The following is a 24,106-nucleotide window of genomic DNA, read 5'->3' as shown; positions in this document are numbered from 1 at the left end:
AGGGCAGCGGATGCGGGCTTCTTCGAGCGTGCGCTGGTGAAGTGGTCGGGTCAGGAGTGCCCGTGTTCGCGGTTGAGTTCGTGGTAGCCGCGAAAGTCGAAGAAGCGCAGGCCGTCGATCACCGCTCCAGACAGGATTTCCGGCAGAGTCCATGGGTGGGTGGTGTAGTCGTCCGTGGCGGCGCCTCCATGCTCCAGCAGCAGAGCGATCATTTGGTGAACCTCCGCGGTGCCGTCGATCCGCCCGGGGATGTCGATCTGCACCGCCCAAGTGGGGTGATGCCCGATGGCCGCTTCGAGGATCGCCACATCCTCAGGATCCCAGTCGGAAAAGAGGTAGCCGGTTTGTTCATCGTCGATGTCGATGTAGAGGTTGCCGGCCCGAGTCCACGGATCGCTCTGCTCGGGCAGATGTTGATCGAGTGAGGCGACGGTCTCAGCTCGCTCACCTTCTGGAAACACGAAGACGGTTCGCATGGGCCGGAGCGTAGGCGCTTCAGCTTCGTGGCGACCGGGGATTTGAGGGCCGGTCCCGATCCCTCGACGTAAGTGGCGTCACCCCGGCCCTCCTGGACTGCCCCGCGCGCCCGCACCGCGCCGCGTCCGCCTCGTTACGTGCCGCTGGTGGCAGCCGCCCGGCACGAGTTCAGGCTGCCGTCCCGGTCGCGGCGCGGGTGAGGCTGATGCGGGCGCGCTGACGCATCGGGCAGGTTTACCGTACCGGCTGCTCCCGGCGCAGGTACACGGCCTTACGGAGCCGCCGGTCCGCCCTCACTCGATCCCCGTACCTACGCGTCCGCCTTCCCCTACCCGCCCTCGCCGGTGCCCCCGCCCGGCGTTCCGACCGGCCGCGCGGCTTCGGGCGGTGGCAGGGCTTCCGCCTTGGCGCGCATCTCGGCAGCGCGTGCCACACGCAGGACGCCGAACAGATCGGCCGCGCCGGTCCAGCTCGTCCTTGCGTCCTCGGTCTCGCCGAGTTCCAGTTGGGCGGATGCGAGGTTGTCCAGCACCTCGGCCCGCATGTAGTCGTCGCTGAGCTCTTCGAAGATGTGCAGTGCCGTCCGGTAGCCGGCGACGGCCGCATCGAGATCGCCCATGCGCTGCTGGACGTAGCCGATGGTGTCCCAGACCGCCGCCTCGTTGCGCCGGTCTCCGACTTCCCGCAGGACTTCGAGCGTCTCCTCGCTCTTGGCCAAGGCTTCCTGGTGCCTGCCGAGCAGTGCGAGGCACCAGCTCTCGTGCGTGAGCACGCGACCGATCTCTTCGCGGTGATCGAGTGACCGGGCGAGCACCAGGGCCCTACGGGTGTGCCGCAGAGCTTCGCCGTGGCGTTCCTGGCGCACCCGAAGCCAGCCGAGGTTTCGTTCGGCGCGGGCCTGCTGTTCCGGAGACAGCCGGTGCAGGTGCCTCAGGAGCAGGTCGAGGGGCTCGTCAGCCTCCTCGGAGTGTCCCGTCTCCACCAGGGCGCGAGCCAGGTTGTAGCAGATCCTGACGACGGCGACCGGGTCGTCGAGCGCGAGGGAGGCGTCGAGTGCCATGCGCGCGGTGGTGATTTCCTCGGGCCATCGGCCGGCGACCAGAGTGTTGTACACCACCCATTCGAGCGTGACGTCGATGCGGTGGCGCCTCAGCAGCGGGTTGTCCAAGGTACGCAGGGCCGCCGCGGCCGTCGCCTCCTCCAGGCGGTACCAGTCGAGCCCCTCCTCACGGTTGTCCATCTCCACGTGCACCACCCCCGGCAACGGAACGTTGGGCAGTTGGTACGGATCCTGCCCGATGAACGCGTTGACCGTGTATGCGTTGTGGCGCAGATAGTCCAGCAGGCGTGTCTCCGCGCCCAGGCGGTCGTCCTTCTCCTGGTCGACGAGTTCGGCGCCGTAGGCGCGGATCAGGTCGTGGAGCACGTAGCGGCCGTCGGAGTCCCGGGAGAGCAGGCTGGCCGAGGTGAGTTCGCGCAGATGCCGCCGGGCCTGCCCCAGTTCCACGTCGGCGAGGGAAGCAGCCGCCTGCGCGGTCACGGCCGGTCCGGGGTGGACAGCCAGATAGCGGAAGAAACGGGCGGTCCCGGGTGTGAGCGCCTGGTAGGACCGGGAGAAGACGATACGGACGTCGACCCGGTGGTCCGCGACCGCGAGGCCGTCCAGCCGCGGCCGGGCCTCTCGCAGTTCGCGGACGGCGAGCCGCAGTGGCATCCGGGGCTCCGCACTGAGCTGGACGCCGACGACTGCGACAGCCAACGGCAGATATCCGCACAGCGCGACAAGTTGGGCAGCGCCCTCGGGCTCCGCCCGGCAGCGCTCCTCACCGATCCTGGCAGCCAGCGCGGCAAGGGCCTCCGCCTCGGTCCATACGTCCAGGCTGACCAGGGAGGCGCCCTCGGCCGCGGAGAGGCCGGGGAGCTGGTTGCGCGAGGTGACGATCGTCAGGCACCCCGTTGAGGCGGGCAGCAGTGGCCTCACCTGCTCCGCGCTCGAAGCGTTGTCCAGGACGACGATCAGCCGCCGGGACTTGGTCCGCTCCCGGAACTGCACGCCGCGCTCGTCGGTGCCGAGCGGTATGTCGCCGCTGGGCACGCCGAGCGCCCGCAGAAAACCGCCGAGGGCCTCACCGGGGTCGAGCGGCTTGTCCGCGTGCTCGAATCCTCGCAGGTTCACATAGAGTTGGCCGTGGGGAAACCGGTCGGCGACCTGATGCGCCCAGTGCACGGCGAGTGCCGTCTTGCCGACCCCGGCCATGCCGCCGATGGCGGAGATGACCACGTGTCCGCCGTGTTCGGCGACCTGATCGGTGTAGCCGTGGACGGCCCTCAGCACCTCTTCACGGCCGCGGAAGGCCGCGAGGTCGGGAGGCAGTTGCTGCGGCACCTGCCAGGTGTTGCGCGCGGACGCCTGCACGAGTCGCCGTCGCTCGTCCTCACCCAGGTCGAGCGCGTCCATCAGCTCGCCCAGGGTCGCCTGGCGGGGAAGACTTTTCCCCCGTTCCATGTCGCTGATGGCCCTGACACTCACCCCGGAGAGCTCGGCAAGCTGTTCCAGAGTGTGCAGCGACCGCTGCCGCGCCTCACGCAGCAGTCGGCCAAGTTCCCGCTTGTCCATATCCGCTCCTGAGCATGTCCCCGCAGGGGAAACCGGTGACGCCGCTGCGGCTGTCCTTCCAGAAGATTATGGTTTCGGAGCAAGCCGCCCGAAGGCATCTCACCTGGCGAACCGGGTGGCCGACGACTTCCCGCACCCACCGGGCGACGGCCCACCGGCCAGGTCGCCGGGCCGCTGGTCACAGCGCAGCACGGCCAGCACGATGCCGGCGATCTTCCCGGCGGGCAGGGCCCGCCACCTGGAGCCGATCTTTCTTCAGGTGGCCGCGTATCAGGTCGGCGAGCCAGTTCAAGGTGCGCTCGACAGCGCACGCGGGCGGTGAACTTCCCGTCGCCGCGTTTGTGCAGCCAGCCGCGATCCGTGAGCCTGACCAGCTTCGCCCGCAGCGGCTCCAGTTGCCCGCGCACGGTCCGGCGGAGGTTGTCTGGGCGGTCCCATAGCCTGCGCCCATGAGCACTGCGGAGTATCTCTCAACGATTGCCACGTTGGCCGTGCAGCCGTTCCCGGAGGTGACCTATGACGATGCCTCCGGGGAAGGTGGACCAGAGCATCATGTGCGTGTACTGCAGGTCAGCCGGGATTTCTGGGATGACGACGACGGACAGGCCTGGGTTGAGGCCGAAGCCGAACTGCAGGCCTGCCTCGGCGACCTGGCGGCACGCCTGACGACTCGATGGGGCGATGCGTCCAACGTGGATCTCGGACCGTATCTCAGCGCCGGCTGCGAGGGGGAGCCGGTGGCCGAGCCGCTCAACTACCTCAGCCAACAGGTCGTGAGCATGCAGGTGTGGCCGCTTCCCGACGACGGTCGTTGGCTCGCGTTGGCGATCGGCCAGGCCGACAAGGAGCTGCCCCTCATCCTTTTTGCCGCAGTCGGCCGGGCTTCCGCACTCGACTTGAACACGAGCGGCCGGTCATGAGCGAAGCCACACCATGACAGCTGCAGCTGAGACGGTGCCAAGGAGACGTAACCTCGCTTGTCATACCGCGTAGCCACCGCACGGAAGTTCTTGAGCTTGTTGACGGCTCGTTCGACGGTGTTGCGCTTCTTGTACCGCTCCTCGTCGAATGGGGGCGCCACCGTCCGCATCGACCATTGCCGACGGGCAAGAACAGCCGCGACCGGTTGGCCTGCTTCGACGCCCAGGGCGTCGACGTCACCGAGGTCCGAGCGTCGACTTACTGATCGTTTCAGAATGGGAGCTGCATCGGGGCCTGCCTCGTGTCAGGAGGGTTCACTCAGCAGTGCTGCGACCCGCTGAGCGGCTGGACGGGGTGTGGCCGGCGATGCTGGCCGAACTGCGCGCAGGTGTGCGGCAGATCACCCTGCTGGACGGGCGGGCCATCGACGGGTTCACCGACTTCACCACGCACGGCGCCGTGTTCGTCAACGCGGCCCGGCTCACCACGGGGCGCACCAGTCTGCCCGGCTGGAACCGGCTGGCCGACGCCTTGGTCCACGAGAGGCACCCACACCCGTTGCAACGCCGCCGCCTTCAGTACCCCGTTCCTCGAACCCGCCACGGCACCCGGGCCCTCGGTCATGACTCCGTTGCGGCCGGACCTGCGGCCGTTGACCGGGCTTTTCCAGCAGACGGTCGTCCTTGTCCGTCAGACGGTCCTGTACCGGCTGATCCACCGGGACGCGCCGCTGTCGGAGCCTCAGCGGGAGGCCGTGGCCGACCGCCGGGCCCGGCTGCTGGATAAGGCGTCGCAGGGTGTCGAAACGCTCAGCCTCCACCGCGCCGCTCTCACCCCTGCCGGTGAGACCGTGCGCGCCGAAGCGGCCGTCCTGCTGTCGGAAGAGTCCGCCCGGCTGTCGGAGGAGACCGGTCTGCTGTCGGAGGAGGCCGCACGGGAGGGAGCGCGTGCGGGCCGGCCGTCAGGGGGCGGTGCGTGAGCGTCTCCCCACCGGTGGCCTGGGCCCCTGAGGTCTTCGCTCCCTGGCCGCACACCCCCGGCGCGCTGCTGGCCCGCGTCGCCGCCCGGTCGGCATCCTTCAACCCGAACGGCGCCGGGGGTGGTTCCCCCGTCCTGATCGGCAGTGCCGCGGGCGATGCCGCAGTGGACGTCCGCCGGCGCGCCCGCGGTGAACTGATGGAGCGCATGGGAAACGTCCTTGCAGGGCGCGCCGTGGAAGCCGAGGCGGACGCCGACCGTGCGAGGCCGCTGTCGGGCCGCGGCGACCGGGTCCGTACCGGTGACTGGTCCGCGCTGCGCCGCGACGGCGTCCCGGCCGCCGACCCCGCCGACCCCGCCACCGGCCCCGCCGCCCCGGCACGCGGCGGGATTCCCGCGCGTGAGGTGCGGCAGCTCTGGTACCGCGGCCGGGCGACGGGATCCGGTGAGGACGTCTGGGTACCGGCAGGTGCCGCGTTTCTCCAGCACCGCCCGCCGGCCGGCTGCGCGGCCACCCACCGGGCCGGTTCGACCGGCGTCGCCGCCCATACGGGCCCGGACGACGCGGCGGCGCACGCCGCCTGGGAGATCCTGGAACGCGATCTGGCGCGCCTCAGCTGGTACGACCCGCTCCGCCACCCGCCCACGGCGTTCGACGCCCGCACTGTTCTGCCGCCCGGTGCGGCAGAGCTGCGGAACCTGCTCGACGGCGCGGGACTGGAGGCGACCGCGCTCGTCCTCCCGGCCCCGGCCGGGGTCGCGGCCGTCACCGTCTGCGTCCACGAGCCCGACCGCGTACATCAGACGTTCGGAGCCCGCTGCGGCCCCGCCCACGAGCTTTCGGAGACGGTGGCACGGGCCTGTTGGGAGGCGCTGATGATCCGCTGGAGCATGACCGTGCCGGTGGCCGCCCCCACCTGGGACCGTCTGTCGCGTACCGGTGTTCCGCGCACCGCGCTGGACCACGCACTGTGGACCTTCCACGCGCAGGACGCGTTGACGCGGTGGGCAGGACCGGCCACCTCCCTCCATGCTCCCCCGGTACCGGCGCCCGCCCGGGAGACGGACCCGGTGGCTCTGCTGGCCGCGCACACCGGACGTGAGGTGATCGCCGTCGACCTGTGCGCGGGCCCCCGGCGGACGAGGGCCTGGCCGTCGTCCGCTTGATCGCCCCCGGGGGCATCGCCTCTGCCCTCCGGCTCGGTACCCGGGGTGCCTCCCCACCCGTTCGGTTGATCACCCCGGCAGGCTCCTCCGCAAGCCCCGCGGGGAACGGCCCCGCGTGCCGCGCCGGTCGCGATCACCGGTCAGCGCCCTGCCCTTCCCACTCCCGCAGCGAAAGGAGCTCACCCCATGTCCGCGTACCAGTACGACGCCTCGGTACAGCCCTCCTACGCCGAACGGTTCGCCGACCGGTACGACGACTGGTTCGCCGCGTCGACCACCGATTCGACCGTCGCCTTCCTGGCCGCCCTCGCCAAGGAGGGCCCGCCCGGGCCCCTGCTCGACATGGGCAGTGGCACCGGCCGGGTGGCCCTGCCACTGGCCGCCCTGGGCCTGACCGTCGAGGGCATCGACGCCTCACCCGGGATGACCGCCCAACTGCGCGCCAAGCCCGGCGGCAGCGCGGTTCGGGTGACCCTCGGCGACTTCTCCGCACCCCCGGCCCCTGAGGACACCGGGCGGTACTCGCTCGTCTACGCGGCCGGCGGCACCTTCGCCGAACTCGACACCCAGGAGGCCCAACGCCGCTGCCTCACCTCCGCCGCCCGGCGGCTGGCGCCCGGTGGACGGTTCGTGCTCGACGCACACCTGCCCGAGGCCCTCGCCACCCGCGGCAACGGCACCCAGCCGGTCAACACAGTCGACGGGGCCTTCGTCCTGCGCACGCGCACGTTGCATCCCGCCCGCCAGCAGTACACCTCGGACTACGCGGTGCTCGACGACGGCCGGATGCGACATGTGCGCGTGTCCTTCCGCTACTTCACCCCGGGTGAGCTCGACCTGCTGGCAGAACTGGCGGGCCTGCGGCTCGTGCGGCGGACCGGCGGCTGGTCGGGACGGCCACTGACCGACTCCAGCAGCTACCACGTCTCCGTCTACGAGCTACCGGCATGACCGCCTGCAGCACACCGGCGTTCCTTACCCGTGCTGCTGCCCCAGGTCGGCCGGGGCGCGACACCACGGGCGGGTCCTGGCGCAGCGCGTACGACAACCTCGCGGTGACGGACGCGGCCCGCCTCGACGTCGACCACTTCGTCCCGCTCGCCGAGGTCTACGACTCCGAGCAGACGCCATGGAGCGCCGAACGACGCGAGGCATACGCGAACGACCAGGGATCGCCTGACACGCTGATCGCGGTCTCCGCCGCGTCCAACCGGTCCAAGAGCGACAAGGACCCGGCCGAGTGGATGCCCACGGACGGCTCGTGCCACTGCACGTACGCCGCGACCTGGGTCGCCACGAAGCTGCGCTGGGACCTGGCTGTCGATGACGCCGAGCGCCAGGCCCTGCTCGGCACCGCGGAGGACTGCACCGGCACCACCGTGGTCTTCGAGCCCGCACCGTAAGCACCTCGCGCTGCGTGGGCGGCATCCCCTTCCGGAGGAGCGTGCTCAGAGGTTCCGGGACCGGTACCGATGCTCGCTGGCCGCGCGGAGCTCGGCGATGGAGGGCATGGGTCGGCCGGCCCTGCCCGCAGTTCTCCTCACAGCCGTGGCCGCGCGGACTGCCGCCGCAGTGACCTCGGGGCGTGCGCCTCTCGGTCAGAGCGTCCCGGACCGCAGGGCGCCGAGCGCGGCGGCCCATGATGCGATGGAGACCGTGAGCACCACCGGGCTGTCGGGGCGCTTCGAGTCGCGGACTCCGATGTGCGCGCCGAGGGAGGTCACCTCCACGCACTCGTTGTTGGGGCCGCTGAAGCTGCTCTTGCGCCAGGTGGTGGCGCTCGTAGGCGGCTGCGGAGTTTTCATCGGGTGTGCTCCTGTCGTGCTGTGTCCAGAAGAGATCGGCTGCGCTCGGCGCCTACGGCTTCCGACCGTAGACAGTCAAAAGCGATCTTGTATTCCTGGACGTCGGCTGCGGCATCGAGATACAGCCCGCGCTTGTGCAGTTCGAGGTAGACCACGGCCATCGACGCCATCGGATCGGCGTCATCCCGGCCCAGCTGCAGGAAGTGTCCTCCGCCCGCGACGTGCCCGACTTCGCTCGGCAGTACCTGCAGGGTGATGTGGGGCTGGCGGGAGACGTCGATCAGGTGGCCGAGCTGTTCGGCCATCACCGCGGGACCGCCGATCTTGTCCCGGAGGACGGACTCCTTCAGGACGACCCAGAGGTGGAGGCCGTCGGCACCCAGCACGGACTGGCGTTTGATCCGCGCGTCGACGCTGGCCTGGATGGTGGCCGCGTCGGCACGCGGCAGGGCGGACTGATGGAGCGCGAGGGCGTACGCGGGGGTCTGGAGCAGACCGGGGACGAGGAGGCTCGCCCACACGTGCTCGTAGGTCGCGTAGCTCTCGAACGACACCAGCGGCGACAGGATTTCAGGCAGTGCCGGGTCCTCCAGCCACCATCCCTCTTCGTGCGTGCCGGCCAGCCGTACGAGGCCGTCGCGCTCCTCCGTTGTGGCGCCGCACGCGTCGGCGATGGCCCGCAAGGTCGGTATGCGCAAGGCGGCACGGTCCTGCCACCCCTCGTACCGGTTGACCGTGCCGACGCTCACGCTGGCCTTTGCCGCCGCCTGAGCTTGAGTGAGTCCGGCGCGTTCGCGCAGAACTGACAGAACACGGCCGATCTGCATTCGGCCCGCAGGTCCTACCGACCGTGCCACGTTGCTCCCTCCCCGAGGCGCCGCCTGTCTCCGTGCGGCCCAGCCGAAGCGTACGCGGCGTCGGCCTACTGGCGGACCGCACCAACCATCATCGGGCCTTCCCGCAACGGAAGTTCAGTAGTGCGCATACCGTTCATTGAAATTCAATGGCAGGGTATGTGACGTCGCCGAGCGTGCGTTACCGCCGCTGTGCGTGACTTGCTGCGCGCTGACAGGCGCGCCGCATGGCCGACGGAGGAGAACCCTGTGGCCCATCCCCAGACTGTCGAGCACGTCACGGTAACCACACCGTCCGTGACCTCGGTCGAAGTGCTGAAATTCGCGGACGAACAGATCGTCAGGTCCGCCCAGACTCTGTGGCCCGAGGCGCAGATACAGCTCCAGCAGAGCGCGCCGAGCGTCACCAGCCACGTACGACAGGTCGAGGTCGACGGCGAGATCCTGTTCGCGAAGTGCTGCATCCTCGGCGTCTCGCTGGTGTCGGTGCTGCGCGGTATCTGCGGCGACTGGCCCGCGGTTCAGCAGGCTCACACCGCCTACAGCCGTTCCCCCGGAGCCCTGCTGCGGCGCGAGATGGCGCAGCTGACCGCCCTTCGGGCGGCCGGTCTGCGGGTGCCCCGCCCGGCCGGCTACGAGGGCGGGGTGCTGTTCACGCAGGCGGTCGCCGGTCCGACGCTCGCCGAGCTCGTCGCGCGTGAGCCGTTGCGGACGGCAGAGCTGTTCGAGCGGGTCTTCGCCGAGTTGGTGCCGGCACTTCGCCGGGCGGGTTCGGGCCGCCGTATGGACAGTGCTCTGATCGGTGAGCGGTCGGTTCCGGGGACGTTCCAGCGGAAGTTCAACGGCCTGTCCGGGCCGACGTACCTGGAGCGCACGGGCCACGGGGCGGTGCTCGCCCCGGTCGTGTCCCGATTACGGACGGCGAAGCTGCTGCCCGCCGTGCCGTCGCTGCCCCTGGCCTTCGGGGACCTGAAACCGGAGCACGTGGTGGCCACACCACGGGGGTTCGCGTTCCTCGACCCGGGGCTCCAGCGGGACTGGAGCAGTGCGGATCTGGCGAAACTGCTCTCGCGGACCGTGCTCAACCTGGTGAGCGGCTCCGCGCCGGGAGATGACGCCCGCACCACGATCGCAGGCATCAGCCGACACGTGTTCCTGACCTGCAACCGCCTTGACGCGGACGACCGGGACGTGTGGCTGCGCCACCTGATCCTGCTGTGGCTGATGGACACCACGAACATCCTCACGACCTACCTGTCCGCGCCGGAAGGACTGCCGCTGCCGGAGCACGGCCGCGCCATGGTCGAGCGGGCGTCCGTGATCACGCAGATGCTGGAGCACGCGACCGCGTCCATGGCTTCGCGGGGCACCGCGGCAACGTGGTGGCGGACGTGTCTGGACGACGCGGCGTGGGCGGTGTCCGCGTGAGCACGATCGGACTGATCGGCGCGGGGGCGGTGGGCCAGGCGCTCGCCCCGCTCCTGGTCGCCTCCCACTGGTGCGACTCGCTCCTCGTCGCCTCCGGATCGGGCCGCACCGCACGCGGGCTCGTCACCGACCTGGAGGACATGTGCCAGGTGACCGGTTCCCCCGTACGGGTGAGTCAGTGCGCCCCTGACCGGATGCTGACCTGCGACGCGATCGTGGTCTGCGCGCGGGCCGTGTTCACGAACACCGCCCGCCGGGACGTCCGGATGGCAGGGCTCACCGCCAACGCCCCGCTCGTCGCCGCGCTGGCCCGCCAACTGGCCTGATACACAGGGATCGTGGTGATGGTCACCAACCCGGTCGACGTCCTGGCCCGGCTCTTCGCCGACGTGTCCGGCTGCGAGCGCGTCTACGGCATCGGATCGAACACCGACTCCGCCCGCTACCGGATCGCCCTGGCACGGCTCCTCGCCGTACCCGTCGAAGCCGTCGACGGTCACGTCATCGGCGAACACGGCGACCACGCGGTCATCTGCGCCTCGTCCACCACCGTCCACGACCGCCCCGCCGCGTTCCCCCTGCAGGAGATCCGCGACGAGCTGGCCGCCCGCCCCCGCCGCATCAACGGCGGTATCGGACGGACCCGGTGCGGCCCGGCCGGCGCCACGATCGCCGCCCTCGAACACGCCCTCGGCGTGACGGACGGGGTGATCGAACTGTCCGCACGCTGGCAGGGCGGGTGGCTCGGAATCCCGTTGCGCTTCCAGGACGGCCACCCCACCGTGGCCCTCCCGCCCCTCAGCCCGGCCGAGGCGAGCAGCCTCGACGCCGCCGACACCAAGATCCGCCAGGCATACCGCCTCGTCGAAAAATCAGGAGAGACCGCATGACCGACTTCCGCGCCACCCGCATCAGCCCCACCGGAGGGCAGGCCGTCACCGTCGTCAGCCGGAAGGCGGCGGTCACCGACTGGTCCCTGCGCTACTTCGGCTCCTGGTGGAGCGCCACCGCCGTCGACCCGGCGGACGTGAACGGCCCGGTTGTGGCCGCCGACGTCGACCCGGACCAGGTCGACCAGATGACCGCGCACGTCACCGCGGCCGGAAACCCGGTGGAGACGGAGTTCGCAGGCGACTGGCTCATTCACAGGGCGGACGAGGACGGCGTCGTGGCGGCGGCCCAGCCCGACAGCGGACTCGCCTACCAGTGGACCCCCCACACCAACCGACTGGTGATCGCCGGACGGGACGAGATCACCGTCGCGACCGCCGCCGCCCGCCTCGCCCGCGAAGTCGTACGCGGCCGGCTCCTCGCCGACGGCTGGCAGATCCTGCACGCCTCCGCCGCCACCCGCCCCGACGGGGCAACGGTCCTCGCCCTCGGCGACAAGGGTGCCGGGAAGACCACCACCGGGTTCCTTCTCGCCCGCGCCGGATGGCGCCTGCTCGCCAACGACCGGATCTTCGTCCGCGTCCTGGACGGCCAGGTCCGCATCCTGCCCTGGCCCTCCGCCGCCGCGATCGGCTTCGGGCTCCTCGACGCCCTCGGCCTCTACGAACCGGTCCGCCGCCGCGTCCTCGACGGCGAGCCCACGCACCCCACCCAGCACCAACGGGTCACCGACGCCCTCGTCGCCGGGGACCGCACCCCGCTGTGGCGGGCGTCCGGCAAGGAGCTCAAGCCCCAGTTCTTCCCCGACCAGCTCACCACCTGGCTCGGCATGGACCTCGCCACGGAAGGCCACGCCGCGGGCATTCTCTTCCCGAGCATCCAGGCCGGCGCCACTCCCGTGCCAGCCGAGACCACCCGGGGCGTCCAGCCCGCCGACTTCTTCAACGCGGCCACCGAGGACCGCTACCCCGACATCTTCGGACTGCTGCCCCTCACCGGACCCACCCCCGAACTGATCCGGGCCCTCGACGCCCTCCCGCACCAGGCCCTCATCCTCGGACACGACACCACCGCCGCGACCGCCCTCCTGGAGAAGACCGCCGCCCGCCTGCTGTAACCCCGTCTCCGTCTCCATGCTCGAAGCCCGCCGGACCGGTGCGGGCTCCGAACACGGACCGCCCCGGTGATCCGCGAAGGGACCGTTCCACAGCGACGCGGCGAAGTAGACCTCATCGCCGTCAGAGGCTGAGAAAGCACCGGCAGCGCGACCGTTCGCCGCCTGGTCGCCGCGACCCTCCACACCCTGACCGCTCCGCCCGGCACCCCGGTCCCGGACCGTCCCCGCGTCTCCCCGGCCGCCGCCCGCGCCCGCTCCACCACCGCCACCACCGCACCCGGCCCCGGGGCTGGGGCCGCGGAGCCCGCCGTCCCCGCCCACCGCCGCCAGAGCGCCCCCGCCCGCCGCCCGTCCCGCAGCCGGTAACCCGCCCCGCGTGCCGGGCTCGCGCCCCGGGCCCGCGCCCCTACGACTGGACGCGCAGCCGTTAGACCAGGCGCACCAGGACGCAGACCGGCCCCCGTGCCCCCGGTGCTCGTCCGGGCGGCGGGGTGCGGGTGGCCGTCGGGCCCGGGGGGCAGGCCGGTGCCCGTCCGCCTCATGCGGCCTGCGCCCATTCCAGCCCGAGGCTGGCCAGCTGCTGAAGCTGTTCACCGGTGAGCGTCGCCCGTCGGCTCTTCATGTTCGACAGCCATACCCCGAGCCGGACCGATGTCCCGTCCGGCAAATCCTCCGACCAGGACCTCGCCACCACCACGGTCCCCTCCCGGGCCGTGTACTGGGTGAGCGCGGCGACTCCCCGCTCGAACGCCCCGCCCCGCGCACCGCCCGCCCGCCGCGACCGCGCCTGCGCCGGAACGGCAACGGCCTCGGCGGCAGGCTTCTCCGGCGGCCGGACACCGAGCCGGGCCAGGCGCTCGCGCTGCCCCGCGGACAGCTGCTCCCATCCGTTCTGCTGGGCGGCGAGCCACCGGCCCACGTCCAGCCCGTTCACCATCGCCCCGGGCTCCACGTCCCCGAGCACGCTCTCCGGGGCCACCAGGCCCGCCAGGGCCGCGTAGTGGCGCTGCCAGTCGACGGGCCAGTCCGGGTTCCAGTCCGGATCGATCGCGGCCAGCGCCGCCGCCCGCCGCCGCGCCCGCGCCTGATCCTTCCCGAGCCCGTTCTTCTTCCGCGCGTTGGCCAACCACTGCCCCACCGGCCGGTCCATGACCATCGCGGTCACCGGCGCGGCGAGCGTCCCGTACGCCGCGTAGTACGCGCGGGCCGCGCCGAGGTTCTCCTCCCACGCGGCGTCGGCCGGGTCCCACACGACGCCGACCGCCTCCAGGTCCTCCGCCCGCTCCGGCAGCATCGTCCCGCCCCGCATCGCGCGGCGCTGGTCCGACAGCCACCGCCCCCGACACCGATCCGAACACCGGCCAGGCCGTCACCTTCACCTGCGACCCGGAACGCCTCCGCGGCCGGTCCAGGGATCCCGGTGCACCCGACTACCTCACCCGCGTCTACTTCCGACGCGAGGTTCTGCGCCGCTACACCTCCGAGCCCTCCCGCTACCAGGTCCGCGACGGCCGCCTGTGGTGCCTGGGCCTGTGGAGCATCTCGATCGGCCGCAACGAGGAAGGCCTGGTGGAGGCGTACCTCGGCGACCTGGGACGCGACCTGCTCAGTGCCGAACGCACCCACTGGCTCAGCTTCAACGTCGCCCCCCGCGGCGGCATCGACCAAGAGCGCCACCTCCGCGACATGCTGGGACAGTGGATCGACGGGACCACCGACCCGCTCCACCGACTGGCGCAGGCCCGCGAACGGTTCAACGCCGCCCTGTCCGCCATCGCCGGACAGCCGGTCTACAGAACCTGGGACCCCGCCGACCAGATCGCATTCGTCGGCCTGCACATGCCCACCAGCAGCGAGCAGAGCGAAGCCGACATGCAGATCCTCACCCTGGCCAAGGGCGTCATCGAGTACCTGGACGTCAAGGCACTGCGCCGACTCCCCGGAGCCGACGCCAAGGCAGCCACCATCAACAACCTCGAGGGATGGGTGAAGCACACCAGCAACGATGCCGACACCCTCGTCGACCCGCTGCGCCTGCTCCAGAACCTGCGCTCCAACGGCGCGGCCCACGCCCGGACCAAGAGATGGCCCGGCTTCCTGGCTGCTGCCGGTCTTGCCGAACTGAAGCCGGACGAGCAGTTCGTCCAGCTGATGATCGGCACTACCGCTGCCCTGGAGGCTCTGGCCGCCCATGCCGAAGCGCAGGTGTAGCCTCCTTCGGCCGCCCTGTCCGCGCCGCTCCCTGCGTCGGAAGGAGGAACTCGCGACAGCCCATGACCCAGCGGCGGCCGGAGGCTGCGAAAAGCCTGCGCTCTGTGTCCGTCCGGGTCCCTGAGCTGCGCCCATGACGCCGCCCTGTGGGAAGTTCGACTACCTCAAACCACTGTTCGACGATGTCGAGCGTTGGCGGGGACCGGAGGGTTACCTTCCCCTGCCGGCCCCGCAGGCTGCGAGCAGCCTGGCCGTCGACGACGCACTCCTGGGCGTGTACGGCGCTTCCGCACTGATCCGGAACTCCTTCGCCGCCGGCATCGCGCACACCGACGCGCTGCGCCGGATCGTGCTGGGTCGCGAGGTCGATCCCGCCAGCCCCTGGACCCTGCTGCGCGGCTCCCTCGAGAACTTCGCCACCGCGGCCTGGCTCCTGCACGGCACGGGCCGGCAGGAGCGCCGCCGCGGCCCAGAGCCAGCCTGCGCTGCCGCTCGATCTGCTCGACGGCCCGAAGGAGCTGCCATGACCAGCGCCGTCGAACCCGCCACCCAGCCCGCGCCGGTCCCGGGCGACTCCCCGGTTCTGGCCGCACGACCTCTGCGCGCCGACTGCGCCGTGGAGGACACCTCCCGCTTCGCCGACGGCGTCTGGTCACTGAATCCAGCGTGGCTGCGCGCCGACCACAGACGCTTCACGCTCGACTTCACGCGCCCGCCCTTGCCGGTGGCGGAGACCGCCAAGCGCCTGTTCTACGCCCTGTTGATGCAGGACACTCCGCCCGGCGAGCTGCCGATCTCGATCAGCAGCATCCGCACCTACTACGGCTGCGTGCGCCGCTTCCTGCTGTGGGCCGACACGCGCGGCCGAGCCCTGGAACAGCTCACCGGTGAGGATCTGGACGACTACCACCGCGAGGTCGTCGCCCTACGACTGTCGGCCAGTGCCACCAAACGCCACCGCCGTGCTGTGCGGCTGCTGTGGGCCTATCGCAGCCGGCTTCCCGAACATCTCGAACAGGACCCGCTGCGGCGCCCCGTCTGGCAGGCGTGGGTGCGATCCCACTCCTACCGTCCTGGGGAGAACCTCACCGACCGCATCCCCGAGCCGGTCCTGGGGCCGCTGCTGACATGGGCACTGCGCTGGGTCGACGACTTCGCCGACGACGTGCTGGCGGCTCGCGCTGAGCGCGACGCCATCGACACCCGGGCGCCAGCCTGGCCTGATCCGCTCGCGGCCATCCACGCCCTGCTGGACGACTTCCGGCGCCGCAGGCAGCCGTTGCCCTCAGCGCCGCCGAACCTGGCCACGGCACGTCTCCATCCCGGGGCCGTGCCGAGCAGTAGCTACCTGGCCCGGCTGATCGGCTTTCCCGAGCACCGGCTCGGAAAGGGCACCATGGCCCGGCGGATGATTGCCGAGGCGGCCCGCGAGCTGGGCGTGGACAGCGACTGCCCGCTCGCCCACGCGGTCCGGGGCCAACTGGACGGCGGCCCGTGGCTGCAGCGGATCTCGTACTACGAGGCGGCCCGGCTGGAGCGGCTGGTGCAGGTGTCCTGCTGGATCGTGATCGCCTACCTCTCCGGAATGCGCGACTCGGAGATCAAGCACCTCCAGCGCGGATGCGTAAGCGTGCAGCGTGACCCGCACGGCCAGATCTACCGACACCGACTGCGCAGCCTGGCCTTCAAGGGCGCGAAGGCGCCCACGGAGCAGAAGCCACCTGGGTGGTCACCGCACCCGTGGCCCGCGCCGTCACGGTCCTGGAACGCCTCCAACCGCAGGGCCAGTCCTACCTGTTCGCCAAACCGCCCAGCTCACCCAGCCACCGACAGCGTCAGGACCCGCACCACGTGCCGGACAGCAACACCACCAACCGGGACATGGCTGCACTGATCACCTGGATCAACGACTACTGCGCCGCACACCACCGCCCGGACAGCATTCCCCAGGCCAGGGGGCGGATGCCGCACCTGACGACCCGGCAGTTTCGCCGCACTCTGGCCTGGTTCATCGCCCGCCGGCCGGGCGGCACCATCGCCGGGGCCCTGCAGTACCGCCATCAGTGCATCCAGATGTTCGAGGGCTATGCCGGCACCAGCGACTCCGGCTTCCGCGACGAGGTCGAGGCCGAAGAAGCCCTCGCCCGCGGCCAGCACCTCGCAGCCATGAGCACCGACCGCGACCGGCCAGCGCTGACCGGCCCGGCGGGCGCGGAAGCCGAAGCACGGCTCGCCGAATTCGCCCGGCACACCGTCTTCGACGGCCAGGTCGTCACCGACGAGGCCCGACTGCGCCGCATCCTCGCCCGCCACGACCCGCACCTGTACCCAGGCACCTTCCTCACCTGCGTCTACAACCCCGACCGAGCCCTGTGCCGCACACCCTCCGGACCTGCCGAGACTCCGGTCATGGCCGATTGTCGGCCCCTGGCCTGCCGCAACGCCGCCCTCACCCCCACCAACCGCTCGGCCCTGACCGACCACCTCGCCTCACTGGATGCCCCCTCGCCGACGGCGACCGTCTCGCCCCCTACGTCCGTCACCGCCTCGAAGAGCAGCGCCGCGACACCGCGGGATTCCTCGCCCGACACGCCCCAGAGCCCACACAGTGAAACGCACCCTGCCTGACGCCGACACCGTCAAGGCCGCCATTGACACCGTCCTCAGCCAGGCTGCCGCTACCGGGCGAAGGCCCACGGTCACCGCCGTCGAGCGGCACCTCGGCATCCCGCACGCCACCTTCCACCGCCACTACCACGACCTGATCGACACCCACTTCCGCGCCCGCGGCCCTGCGCCCGCGCCGCCAGACGAGAAAAGCCGGGACCGAACGGAGACCAACCTCCAGCGGCTCCGCCAGGAGAACACCGACCTGCGCCGCACCCTCGTCCTGTACGAGGAGGCCATCCGGCAACTCACTCTCCAAAACGCCGCCCTGCGCCAAGGCGCCACCATCCATCCGCTGCCCTCCCGTGTGCGGACGGGCCCGGGGCCGGGGTAAGGCTGGCCTGCTCGGCGCCACCCGCGCGCGGGCACGGCATATAGGCAGGGGGTGTTGCACATGCCCTCTGATCATGCTGCTCGCCGAAGCCCGGCGGCCCCGCCACCGCATGCACCGGTACGGCTCCGCTTCAGCGGGGCAGGTTTTCACTGCCGGTAGCCGCCGTCGTGCTGGACGGCGACGGTCGGCCCAGCAGCGTCCCAAACGGGGCAAGGTGGGGATGGGCTGCGCGCAGGGTGTAGGTGACGAGGGTGAGGCCGGGGTCTGCCGGGACTTCGAGGGCGTCGTAGTCGAGGTCGAGGTTGCCGACGTCGGGGTGGTGGAAGTGCTGTTGTCCGCTGCGGTAGTACTCGACGGTGTGGTCTTCCCAGCGCGTCGCGAACTCGTCGCTGCAGGACATGAGTTCGTCGACGAGGTCGATGAGCTCGGTGTCGCCGGGCGTGCGGGCGGTCTCGGTGCGCAGGCTGCCGACCGCGTCGTGGGCGATGCCGTCCCAGTCGCGGTAGAAGCGCCGGGAGCGGGGGTCGCGGAAGACGAAGCGGGCCAGGTTCGGCGGCTGGTCGTCGGTGTCGAGGGCTTCGCGGTACAGGGCGCGGGCGGGGGCGTTGGTGGCCAGGACGTCCAGGTGGGCGTTGCGCAGGAAGGCGGCGGCTCCGGTCATGGCGTCAAGGATCTGCTGGAGGCTGGGGCGTACGCGGCTGGTGCCGCCGTCGCGTTCGGGCGGCCGGTGAGGGTTGTTGGCGGCGCGTACGAGTGCGGTGAGGTGGGCGCGCTCGACGTCGTCCAGGCGCAGGGCGCGGGCGAGTGCGTCAAGGATGTCCTCGGAGACGCCGCCAACGTTGCCGCGTTCGATGCGGGTGTAGTACTCGATGCTGATCGCGGCGAGCTGGGCGACTTCTGAGCGTCGCAATCCGGAGACCTGCCGCCGGCCGCCGAAGTCGGGGAGACCCGCTTCCTGCGGGGTGATGCGGGCGCGGCGGCTGGTGAGGAAGGTGCGGATGTCCTCGCGGACAGTGTGGTCTGGCACTGCTCCAGCGTAGGCCGGTGGGGGCGGCGGGGGTCCCTGCCAGTACCCCTCCCGGCAAGGACTCCCAGGTCAGAGGGGTTGCGTGGTTCTTTGGATGAGTGGCCGGACCACGAGGTCGGCCCTCCCTGGCAGAAGGAACCCACCCCATGTCCCTCATCGCTTCCCTGCGGCGCCCGCCGGACGCGGACGCGACCACGTCCGGCACGGAACAGCACGCCAGGGCGACCCTGACTGCGGCGGTCCTCGGCTTCTTCGTGATCACCCTGGACGCGACCATCGTCAATGTCGCGCTGCCCTCGATCCGCGACGGGCTGGGCGGTGGCATCACGGGTCTGCAGTGGGTGGTCGACTCCTACACCCTGATGTTCGCCGCTCTGCTGCTGTCGGCCGGCTCCTTGTCCGACCGCATCGGTGCGCGGCGGGCCTTCTGCGGCGGGTTGCTGCTCTTCGTGCTGGCCTCGGCCGCCTGCGGGCTCGCGCCCACGCTGCCGGTGCTGATCATTGCCCGGCTGGTGCAGGGCATCGGAGCGGCGGTCACCATGCCGACGTCGATGGCCCTGGTGCGCCATGCCTTCCCCGACCCGGGCCGCCGGGCCCGCGCGGTCGGGGTGTGGGCGATGGGCGGTGCCGTGGCCGCCGCCGCAGGGCCGGTCCTCGGTGGCCTGCTCAGCCTCGCCTCGTGGCGGATGATCTTCTGGATCAACCTGCCGGTCGGCCTCGTCACGCTCCTGCTGCTCACCCGTACCGCGCACTCTCCCACACGGTCGGCGCCGTTCGACTGGATCGGCCAGTTCACCGCGGTCATCGCGATGGGCGGGCTGACGTTCGGTGCGATCGAAGCAGGGGAGGCCGGTTTCGCGGCGCCGCAGGTTCTCTCAGCCCTGGGCCTGGCAGTCGTGGCGTTCGCCGCCTTCGTGTTCGCGCAGGCCAAGGTGGCGCACCCGATGGTGCCGCTGGAGCTGTTCCGCTCACGTGTGATGGTGATCGCCACCGTGATCGGGTTCGCGTTCATGGTCGGCTTCTACGGGCTGCCGTTCCTGTTCAGCCTGTACTTCCAGCAGGAGCACGGCCTGTCCGCGCTGGGAGCCGGCATCGCGTTCGTGCCGATGATGCTGCTCAGCGCCTGTCTGACCCCGTTTTCCGCGCGGATCGCCGAGCGCACCGGGCCGCGTGTGCCGGTCATCGCGGGCCTGGTCCTGATCGCGGCAGGCTCCATCGCACTGGCCGTGGTCCCGGCGTCGGCGCCGGTGTGGCTGACCGCGCTGCTGCTTATCCCGGTCGGTCTGGCGGGCCCGCTGGTCATGCCCCCGACCACCGCACTCCTGCTGGAGCACGTCCCCAGTCACCGCACCGGCACGGCCAGCGGCGTGTTCAACACCAGCCGTCAAGTCGGCGGGGCCCTGGCCGTCGCGGTCTTCGGCGCCCTGCTGTCCGGCTCGGCCGGGTTCGAGCACGGCCTGCGCCTCAGCCTCCTACTGGCCGCCATCGTGGCCCTGGCTTCTGCGCTGGTCGTGCCTCGCATGGGCGGTGCCCGTCGCCGCGACGCGTAAGAGCTCAGCACCAAACCACTCTGAAATAACTGCAAGTTCCAATACCGGAAGAGGTAGAACAATGAGTGGCTTTTTCTCGGGAAAGGTGGCGCTGGTAACCGGCGCTGGAGCCGGAATGGGCCTGGCCACAGCGGAGGCATTCGCCGCCGCAGGCGCAGCTGTCGTCCTGGCCGACACCAACGAGGACGCCATCGCTCAAGCGGCCGACAGCCTGACCGCCCAGGGTCACCGGGCCCTGCCGGTGGTCTGCAACGTTGCCGCCGAGGACGAGGTCGCCGACCTGGTGAAGCAGACCGTCGCCGCCTTCGGCCGCCTGGACGCCGCCTACAACAACGCCGGGGTGCAGACCCCCAACGTGGAGACCGCCGACGCCGACGGCGCCGAGTTCGACCGGGTACAGGCCATCAACCTGCGCGGCGTGTGGAACTGCATGAAGTACGAACTGCGCCAGATGCGCGAGCAGGGCAGCGGCACGATCGTCAACTGCGCTTCCATCGGCGGGCTGATCGGCATCGCCGGTCTGGCCGCCTACCACGCCTCCAAGCACGGAGTGCTCGGCATGACCAAGAGCGCGGCCCTGGAGTACGCCGCCCGCGGCATCCGCATCAACGCCGTGTGCCCCGGCATCATCGCCACCCCCATGGTGCAGCGCATGACAGCCACCGACCCGGTTGCGATGGACGCGCTGCTGGCCCAGCAGCCCATCGGCCGCCTGGGACGGCCCGAGGAGATCGCCGAGGCCGTGCTGTGGCTGTCCGGCGACAAGTCCAGCTTCGTCATCGGTCACGCCCTGGCCGTCGATGGCGGCTACACCGTTCAGTAACCCCTGCCCAGCCTCGCGTCCCGCCCCTGGGACGCGGCGAAAGGAGCCTTCTCATGGCCGACAACGAGCCTTCCGGCGCCGCCCGGATGTTCGGCGACTTCGCCCCCCAACTCGTCCACTTCACCGACACCGTCCTGTTCGGTGAAGTCTGGGAACGCCCCGGCCTCAGCCCCCGGGACCGGTCCCTGATCACCGTGGCCAGCCTGGTTACCGCCGGCAGCACCGAACAACTGCGCCACCACCTGGGGCGCGCGAAGGACAACGGCCTCAGCGAGACCGAGCTGATCGAAGCGATCACCCACCTCGCCTTCTACACCGGCTGGCCGCACGCCATGTCTGCCATGGCGGTCGCCAAGGACCTCTTCACCAACTGACCCCCCTCGTTCAAGGAGCCACCTGATGGAATTGCAGACGCGTCCCGCGACCCGCAAGCTGCCCGAGAAGATGTTCACCGGCGACGCCTGGGCGGATGTCATCTACCGCGGCGAGGAGCCTTCCCGCACGCGGGCCAACGCGGTGCACTTCGCGCCCGGCGCCCGCACCGCGTGGCACTCCCACGGCATCGGCCAGACCCTCTACATCGTCCAGGGCATCGCCCTGATCCAGTCCCGCGGCGGCAAGGTCCTTGAAGCCCACCCGGGCCAGGTGATCTGGACCCCGCCTGGCGAGGAGCACTGGCACGGCGCCGCACCCGACCACTTCATGACCCACATCGCCCTGTGGGAAGGCGACGACGTCGACTGGCTCGACCATGTCACCGACGCCGAATACGCCGGTCCCCGCACCCGCGAACTCTGACCCGAACGACTCCCAGGAGCACCCCGTCATGCGTGCAGCAGTCCTCTACGGCCCCCACGACGTCCGCGTCGAAAGCCTCGACGCCCCGCAGATCATCAAGCCCACCGACGCCGTCATCAAGACCTTCGCCACCTGCGTGTGCGGCTCGGACCTGTGGGACTACCGCGGCATCAACCCCGCCAAGGATCCCGCCCCCATCGGCCACGAGTACGTCGGCATCGTCGAAGAAGTCGGCGACCAGGTCACCACCGTGCGGCCGGGACAGTTCGTCGTAGGCTCCTTCTTCGCCAGCGACGGCACCTGCCTCAACTGCCGAAACGGCTACCCCAGCAACTGTCTCCACCGTGAGTTCGTCGGCGGCTGCCAAGCCGAGTACATCCGTGTCCCGCTCGCCGACGGAACCCTGGTCGCCACCGCCGACCTGCCCACCGAAGACCAGGCCACGGACCTGCTCGCCTGCTCCGACGTCATGGGCACCGGCTGGTGGGCTGCCATCGCCGCCGGCGTCCAGCCCGGCGACACCGTCGCCGTCGTCGGTGACGGCGCCGTCGGCCTCTCCGCCGTCCTCGCCGCCCGCGAACTCGGCGCCGAACGCATCATCGCCATGTCCCGGCACGAGTCCCGCCAGAAGCTCGCTACCGAGTTCGGCGCCACCGACGTCGTCACCGAACGCGGCGACAACGGCGTGGCCCACATCAAGGACCTCACCCACGGCATCGGCGCCGACCGCGTCCTGGAATGCGTGGGCACCGAGCAGTCCACCCAGCAAGCCCTCAACTCCACCCGCCCCGGAGGAGGCGTCGGCATCGCCGGTGTCCCCCACGGCGTCCAGATCGACGGCACTGCCCTGTTCTACTCCCACGTCGCCGTCCAGGGCGGCCCCGCCCCTGTACGCCGCTTCCTCCCCGACCTCATCGACCGCGTCATGACCGGCCGCATCAACCCCGGCCGCGTCTTCGACCTGACACTCCCTCTCGATCAGGCTGCCGAAGGCTACAAGGCCATGGACGAGCGCCGCGCCATCAAGGCCCTCCTGCGCCCCTGACCGACGCCGAACCTCCCCTGCGGTCTGCCAGCCGACCAGCTGGATGACCGCAGGGGAGCGAGCCGTGCTGGTCCTTAGACAGTTCCCTAAAGATGAGGTCCGCGATGGACAACGGACAGCGAGGAACCCTGGCCATAACTTCGGCTCCCCTGCCCACCCGGCCGCAGTACCGGCTCAAAAACGGGCGTACTCAGCATGGGCTCCGGCAGTCTCCACGTCACACCGTGATCCCTTCCACCAAGTCCCACGATCGTCCCAGCGGTCGGGATAAGCGAAGGCAGCCTGTCCCGCCTCCTGAAAGGTCACCACGTTTCCAGCATCGACCGACCCACGCCCGGCCCCCGACACAGCGACCTGACTCGCCGGGCTTCGCGGACAGGAGCCCGGCCAGCATCCCCCGGTACGGACGAGACCAAGGACCGCGCAGGTTTCAGCTCATTTCCTCGGTGATGCCTCTACCTGCGGTGCGGTGCCATCACCACCAAGCTTGGACGCCATGGCGAGGCTATTGCGGGCGGTGAGGGTGGCGGGGTGGTCGGGGCCGAGGAGCCGTTCGCAGTCAGGGAGGACGTCCGTGAGCAGGGTGATGGCTCTCTCGGGGCGCCCGGCGACCATGTAGGAGTTCGCGAGGTTGTTGCGGGCGGTGAGGGTGTCGGGGTGTTCGGGTCCGAGGAGTCGTTCCCGGTCGGCCAGGACACCTTCCTGGAGAGTGGTGGCTTCGGTGGCGCGCCCCGCTTCCGCGTAGGAGACGGCGAGGTTGCTGCGGGCGCTGATGGTGTCGGGGTGTTCAGGTCCCAGGAGTCGTTCCCGGTCGGCCAGGACACCTTTGAACAGGGTGGTGGCTTCGGTAGTGCGCCTCATGGCCGCGTAGAAGGCGGCGAGGTTGCTGCGGGCGGTGAGGGTCTCGGGGTGTTCGGGTCCCAGGAGTCGTTCCTGGTCGGCCAGGACACCTTCCTGGAGGGTGGTGGCTTTGGTGACGCGCCCCGCTTCCGCGTAGGAGGCGGCGAGGTTGCTGCGGGCGCTGATGGTGGCGGGGTGGCTGGGGCCGAGGAGTCGTTCCCGGTCGGCCAGGACACCTTTGAACAGGGTGGTGGCTTCGGTGGTGCGCCCCATGGCCGCGTAGGAGTTGGCGAGGTTGTTGCGGGAATCGAGGGTGTCGGGGTGTTCGGGTCCCAGGAGTCGTTCTCGGTCGGCGAGGACGCTCTTGCGCAGGGTGGTGGCTTCGGTGGTGCGCCCCATGGCCGCGTAGGAGTTGGCGAGGTTGTCGCGGGCGGTGAGGGTGGCGGGGTGTTCGGGTCCGAGGAGTCGTTCTCGGTCGGCGAGGACGCTCTTGCGCAGGGTGGTGGCTTCGGTGGTGCGCCCCATGGCCGCGTAGGAGTTGGCGAGGTTGTCGCGG

Annotated in this window: 25 protein-coding genes and 1 pseudogene; 18 read left to right on the top strand and 8 right to left on the bottom strand. The window is 70.7% G+C overall.

Going from position 1 to position 24,106, the window contains the following annotated elements:
- Positions 1 to 50: 50 nt before the first annotated feature.
- On the bottom strand, positions 51 to 476 hold the full coding sequence (locus ACFWEE_RS19180) for a hypothetical protein (protein ID WP_386890528.1): 426 nt from the start codon (positions 474 to 476) through the stop codon (positions 51 to 53).
- A 329-nt stretch (positions 477 to 805) separates the two neighbouring features.
- Positions 806 to 3,094: a helix-turn-helix domain-containing protein gene (locus ACFWEE_RS19175; protein WP_386890526.1), complete on the bottom strand. Its 2,289-nt coding sequence runs from the start codon at positions 3,092 to 3,094 to the stop codon at positions 806 to 808.
- A 449-nt stretch (positions 3,095 to 3,543) separates the two neighbouring features.
- Here ACFWEE_RS19175 and ACFWEE_RS19170 point away from each other — a divergent pair, with 449 nt between their 5' ends.
- Positions 3,544 to 4,014, top strand: a complete 471-nt coding sequence (locus ACFWEE_RS19170; protein WP_386890525.1) for a hypothetical protein — start codon at positions 3,544 to 3,546, stop codon at positions 4,012 to 4,014.
- Here ACFWEE_RS19170 and ACFWEE_RS19165 read toward each other — a convergent pair.
- Positions 4,009 to 4,163: pseudogene (locus ACFWEE_RS19165) on the bottom strand (IS5/IS1182 family transposase); the annotation flags it as partial. The gene ACFWEE_RS19170 and the pseudogene ACFWEE_RS19165 overlap by 6 nt on opposite strands.
- A gap of 504 nt (positions 4,164 to 4,667) precedes the next feature.
- Here ACFWEE_RS19165 and ACFWEE_RS19160 point away from each other — a divergent pair.
- From ACFWEE_RS19160 to ACFWEE_RS19145, 4 genes are all read left to right on the top strand, one after another.
- Positions 4,668 to 4,994: a hypothetical protein gene (locus ACFWEE_RS19160; protein WP_386890523.1), complete on the top strand. Its 327-nt coding sequence runs from the start codon at positions 4,668 to 4,670 to the stop codon at positions 4,992 to 4,994.
- Positions 4,991 to 6,160 carry a YcaO-like family protein gene (locus ACFWEE_RS19155; protein WP_386890521.1) on the top strand — a complete coding sequence of 390 codons (1,170 nt, stop codon included), beginning with the start codon at positions 4,991 to 4,993 and terminating at the stop codon, positions 6,158 to 6,160. Before ACFWEE_RS19160 ends, ACFWEE_RS19155 begins: the two co-directional genes overlap by 4 nt.
- Positions 6,161 to 6,346: 186 nt before the next feature.
- On the top strand, positions 6,347 to 7,111 hold the full coding sequence (locus ACFWEE_RS19150; RefSeq protein ID WP_386890519.1) for a class I SAM-dependent DNA methyltransferase: 765 nt from the start codon (positions 6,347 to 6,349) through the stop codon (positions 7,109 to 7,111).
- Positions 7,108 to 7,563 carry an HNH endonuclease family protein gene (locus tag ACFWEE_RS19145; RefSeq protein ID WP_386890517.1) on the top strand — a complete coding sequence of 152 codons (456 nt, stop codon included), beginning with the start codon at positions 7,108 to 7,110 and terminating at the stop codon, positions 7,561 to 7,563. Before ACFWEE_RS19150 ends, ACFWEE_RS19145 begins: the two co-directional genes overlap by 4 nt.
- Before the next feature lie 195 nt (positions 7,564 to 7,758).
- Here ACFWEE_RS19145 and ACFWEE_RS19140 read toward each other — a convergent pair whose 3' ends face one another.
- The gene (locus ACFWEE_RS19140) at positions 7,759 to 7,965 is read right to left on the bottom strand and encodes a DUF397 domain-containing protein (protein ID WP_386890515.1); all 207 of its coding nucleotides are present in this window, start codon (positions 7,963 to 7,965) and stop codon (positions 7,759 to 7,761) included.
- A complete protein-coding gene (locus ACFWEE_RS19135) occupies positions 7,962 to 8,792 on the bottom strand; it encodes a Scr1 family TA system antitoxin-like transcriptional regulator (RefSeq protein ID WP_386890513.1) in 831 nt (276 codons plus the stop codon). Before ACFWEE_RS19135 ends, ACFWEE_RS19140 begins: the two co-directional genes overlap by 4 nt.
- 324 nt (positions 8,793 to 9,116) lie before the next feature.
- On the opposite strand from ACFWEE_RS19135, the gene ACFWEE_RS19130 reads away from it, so the two are divergent.
- The 4 genes from ACFWEE_RS19130 to ACFWEE_RS19115 are packed head-to-tail and all read left to right on the top strand — an operon-like array spanning position 9,117 to position 12,255.
- A complete protein-coding gene (locus ACFWEE_RS19130) occupies positions 9,117 to 10,247 on the top strand; it encodes a hypothetical protein (protein ID WP_386890511.1) in 1,131 nt (376 codons plus the stop codon).
- Positions 10,244 to 10,573, top strand: a complete 330-nt coding sequence (locus tag ACFWEE_RS19125; RefSeq protein WP_386890509.1) for an NAD(P)-binding domain-containing protein — start codon at positions 10,244 to 10,246, stop codon at positions 10,571 to 10,573. The genes ACFWEE_RS19130 and ACFWEE_RS19125 overlap by 4 nt, the downstream gene beginning before the upstream one ends.
- A 12-nt stretch (positions 10,574 to 10,585) precedes the next feature.
- On the top strand, positions 10,586 to 11,137 hold the full coding sequence (locus tag ACFWEE_RS19120) for a hypothetical protein (RefSeq protein ID WP_386890507.1): 552 nt from the start codon (positions 10,586 to 10,588) through the stop codon (positions 11,135 to 11,137).
- On the top strand, positions 11,134 to 12,255 hold the full coding sequence (locus ACFWEE_RS19115; RefSeq protein WP_386890505.1) for a hypothetical protein: 1,122 nt from the start codon (positions 11,134 to 11,136) through the stop codon (positions 12,253 to 12,255). Before ACFWEE_RS19120 ends, ACFWEE_RS19115 begins: the two co-directional genes overlap by 4 nt.
- A gap of 538 nt (positions 12,256 to 12,793) precedes the next feature.
- Here ACFWEE_RS19115 and ACFWEE_RS19110 read toward each other — a convergent pair.
- A complete protein-coding gene (locus ACFWEE_RS19110) occupies positions 12,794 to 13,564 on the bottom strand; it encodes a helicase associated domain-containing protein (RefSeq protein ID WP_386890504.1) in 771 nt (256 codons plus the stop codon).
- Positions 13,565 to 13,824: 260 nt separating this feature from the next.
- On the opposite strand from ACFWEE_RS19110, the gene ACFWEE_RS19105 reads away from it, so the two are divergent.
- From ACFWEE_RS19105 to ACFWEE_RS19090, 4 genes are all read left to right on the top strand, one after another.
- Entirely contained in the window at positions 13,825 to 14,466 is a 642-nt protein-coding gene (locus ACFWEE_RS19105) for a hypothetical protein (RefSeq protein ID WP_386890502.1), read from the top strand.
- A gap of 133 nt (positions 14,467 to 14,599) precedes the next feature.
- Entirely contained in the window at positions 14,600 to 16,360 is a 1,761-nt protein-coding gene (locus tag ACFWEE_RS19100; protein WP_386890500.1) for a site-specific integrase, read from the top strand.
- Positions 16,348 to 17,094 (top strand): hypothetical protein, encoded by a 747-nt coding sequence (locus ACFWEE_RS19095; RefSeq protein ID WP_386890498.1) that lies wholly within the window; start codon positions 16,348 to 16,350, stop codon positions 17,092 to 17,094. The genes ACFWEE_RS19100 and ACFWEE_RS19095 overlap by 13 nt, the downstream gene beginning before the upstream one ends.
- Positions 17,075 to 17,467 carry a hypothetical protein gene (locus ACFWEE_RS19090; protein WP_386890496.1) on the top strand — a complete coding sequence of 131 codons (393 nt, stop codon included), beginning with the start codon at positions 17,075 to 17,077 and terminating at the stop codon, positions 17,465 to 17,467. The genes ACFWEE_RS19095 and ACFWEE_RS19090 overlap by 20 nt, the downstream gene beginning before the upstream one ends.
- Before the next feature lie 130 nt (positions 17,468 to 17,597).
- On the opposite strand, the gene ACFWEE_RS19085 is transcribed toward ACFWEE_RS19090, so the two are convergent.
- The gene (locus ACFWEE_RS19085) at positions 17,598 to 18,494 is read right to left on the bottom strand and encodes a helix-turn-helix transcriptional regulator (RefSeq protein ID WP_386890495.1); all 897 of its coding nucleotides are present in this window, start codon (positions 18,492 to 18,494) and stop codon (positions 17,598 to 17,600) included.
- Between the two features lie 146 nt (positions 18,495 to 18,640).
- Here ACFWEE_RS19085 and ACFWEE_RS19080 point away from each other — a divergent pair, with 146 nt between their 5' ends.
- From ACFWEE_RS19080 to ACFWEE_RS19060, 5 genes are all read left to right on the top strand, one after another.
- On the top strand, positions 18,641 to 20,044 hold the full coding sequence (locus ACFWEE_RS19080; RefSeq protein WP_386890493.1) for an MFS transporter: 1,404 nt from the start codon (positions 18,641 to 18,643) through the stop codon (positions 20,042 to 20,044).
- Positions 20,045 to 20,105: 61 nt separating this feature from the next.
- Positions 20,106 to 20,867, top strand: coding sequence for a glucose 1-dehydrogenase (locus tag ACFWEE_RS19075; protein ID WP_386890492.1), 762 nt, complete (start codon positions 20,106 to 20,108; stop codon positions 20,865 to 20,867).
- Positions 20,868 to 20,920: 53 nt separating this feature from the next.
- Positions 20,921 to 21,241 (top strand): carboxymuconolactone decarboxylase family protein, encoded by a 321-nt coding sequence (locus ACFWEE_RS19070; protein ID WP_386890491.1) that lies wholly within the window; start codon positions 20,921 to 20,923, stop codon positions 21,239 to 21,241.
- 25 nt (positions 21,242 to 21,266) lie between these two features.
- The gene (locus ACFWEE_RS19065) at positions 21,267 to 21,665 is read left to right on the top strand and encodes a cupin domain-containing protein (protein WP_386890489.1); all 399 of its coding nucleotides are present in this window, start codon (positions 21,267 to 21,269) and stop codon (positions 21,663 to 21,665) included.
- 28 nt (positions 21,666 to 21,693) lie between these two features.
- Positions 21,694 to 22,710 carry a zinc-dependent alcohol dehydrogenase family protein gene (locus tag ACFWEE_RS19060; RefSeq protein WP_386890487.1) on the top strand — a complete coding sequence of 339 codons (1,017 nt, stop codon included), beginning with the start codon at positions 21,694 to 21,696 and terminating at the stop codon, positions 22,708 to 22,710.
- Between the two features lie 435 nt (positions 22,711 to 23,145).
- On the opposite strand, the gene ACFWEE_RS19055 is transcribed toward ACFWEE_RS19060, so the two are convergent.
- Positions 23,146 to 24,106, bottom strand: a 961-nt coding sequence (locus tag ACFWEE_RS19055; RefSeq protein ID WP_386890485.1) for a tetratricopeptide repeat protein, incomplete at its 5' end; no start/stop codon positions are given.

Origin of the sequence: Streptomyces sp. NPDC060184 (assembly GCF_042728795.1) — a bacterium.
Lineage (GTDB): Bacteria > Actinomycetota > Actinomycetes > Streptomycetales > Streptomycetaceae > Streptomyces.
This window is presented reverse-complemented; position numbering and strand designations above follow the sequence as displayed.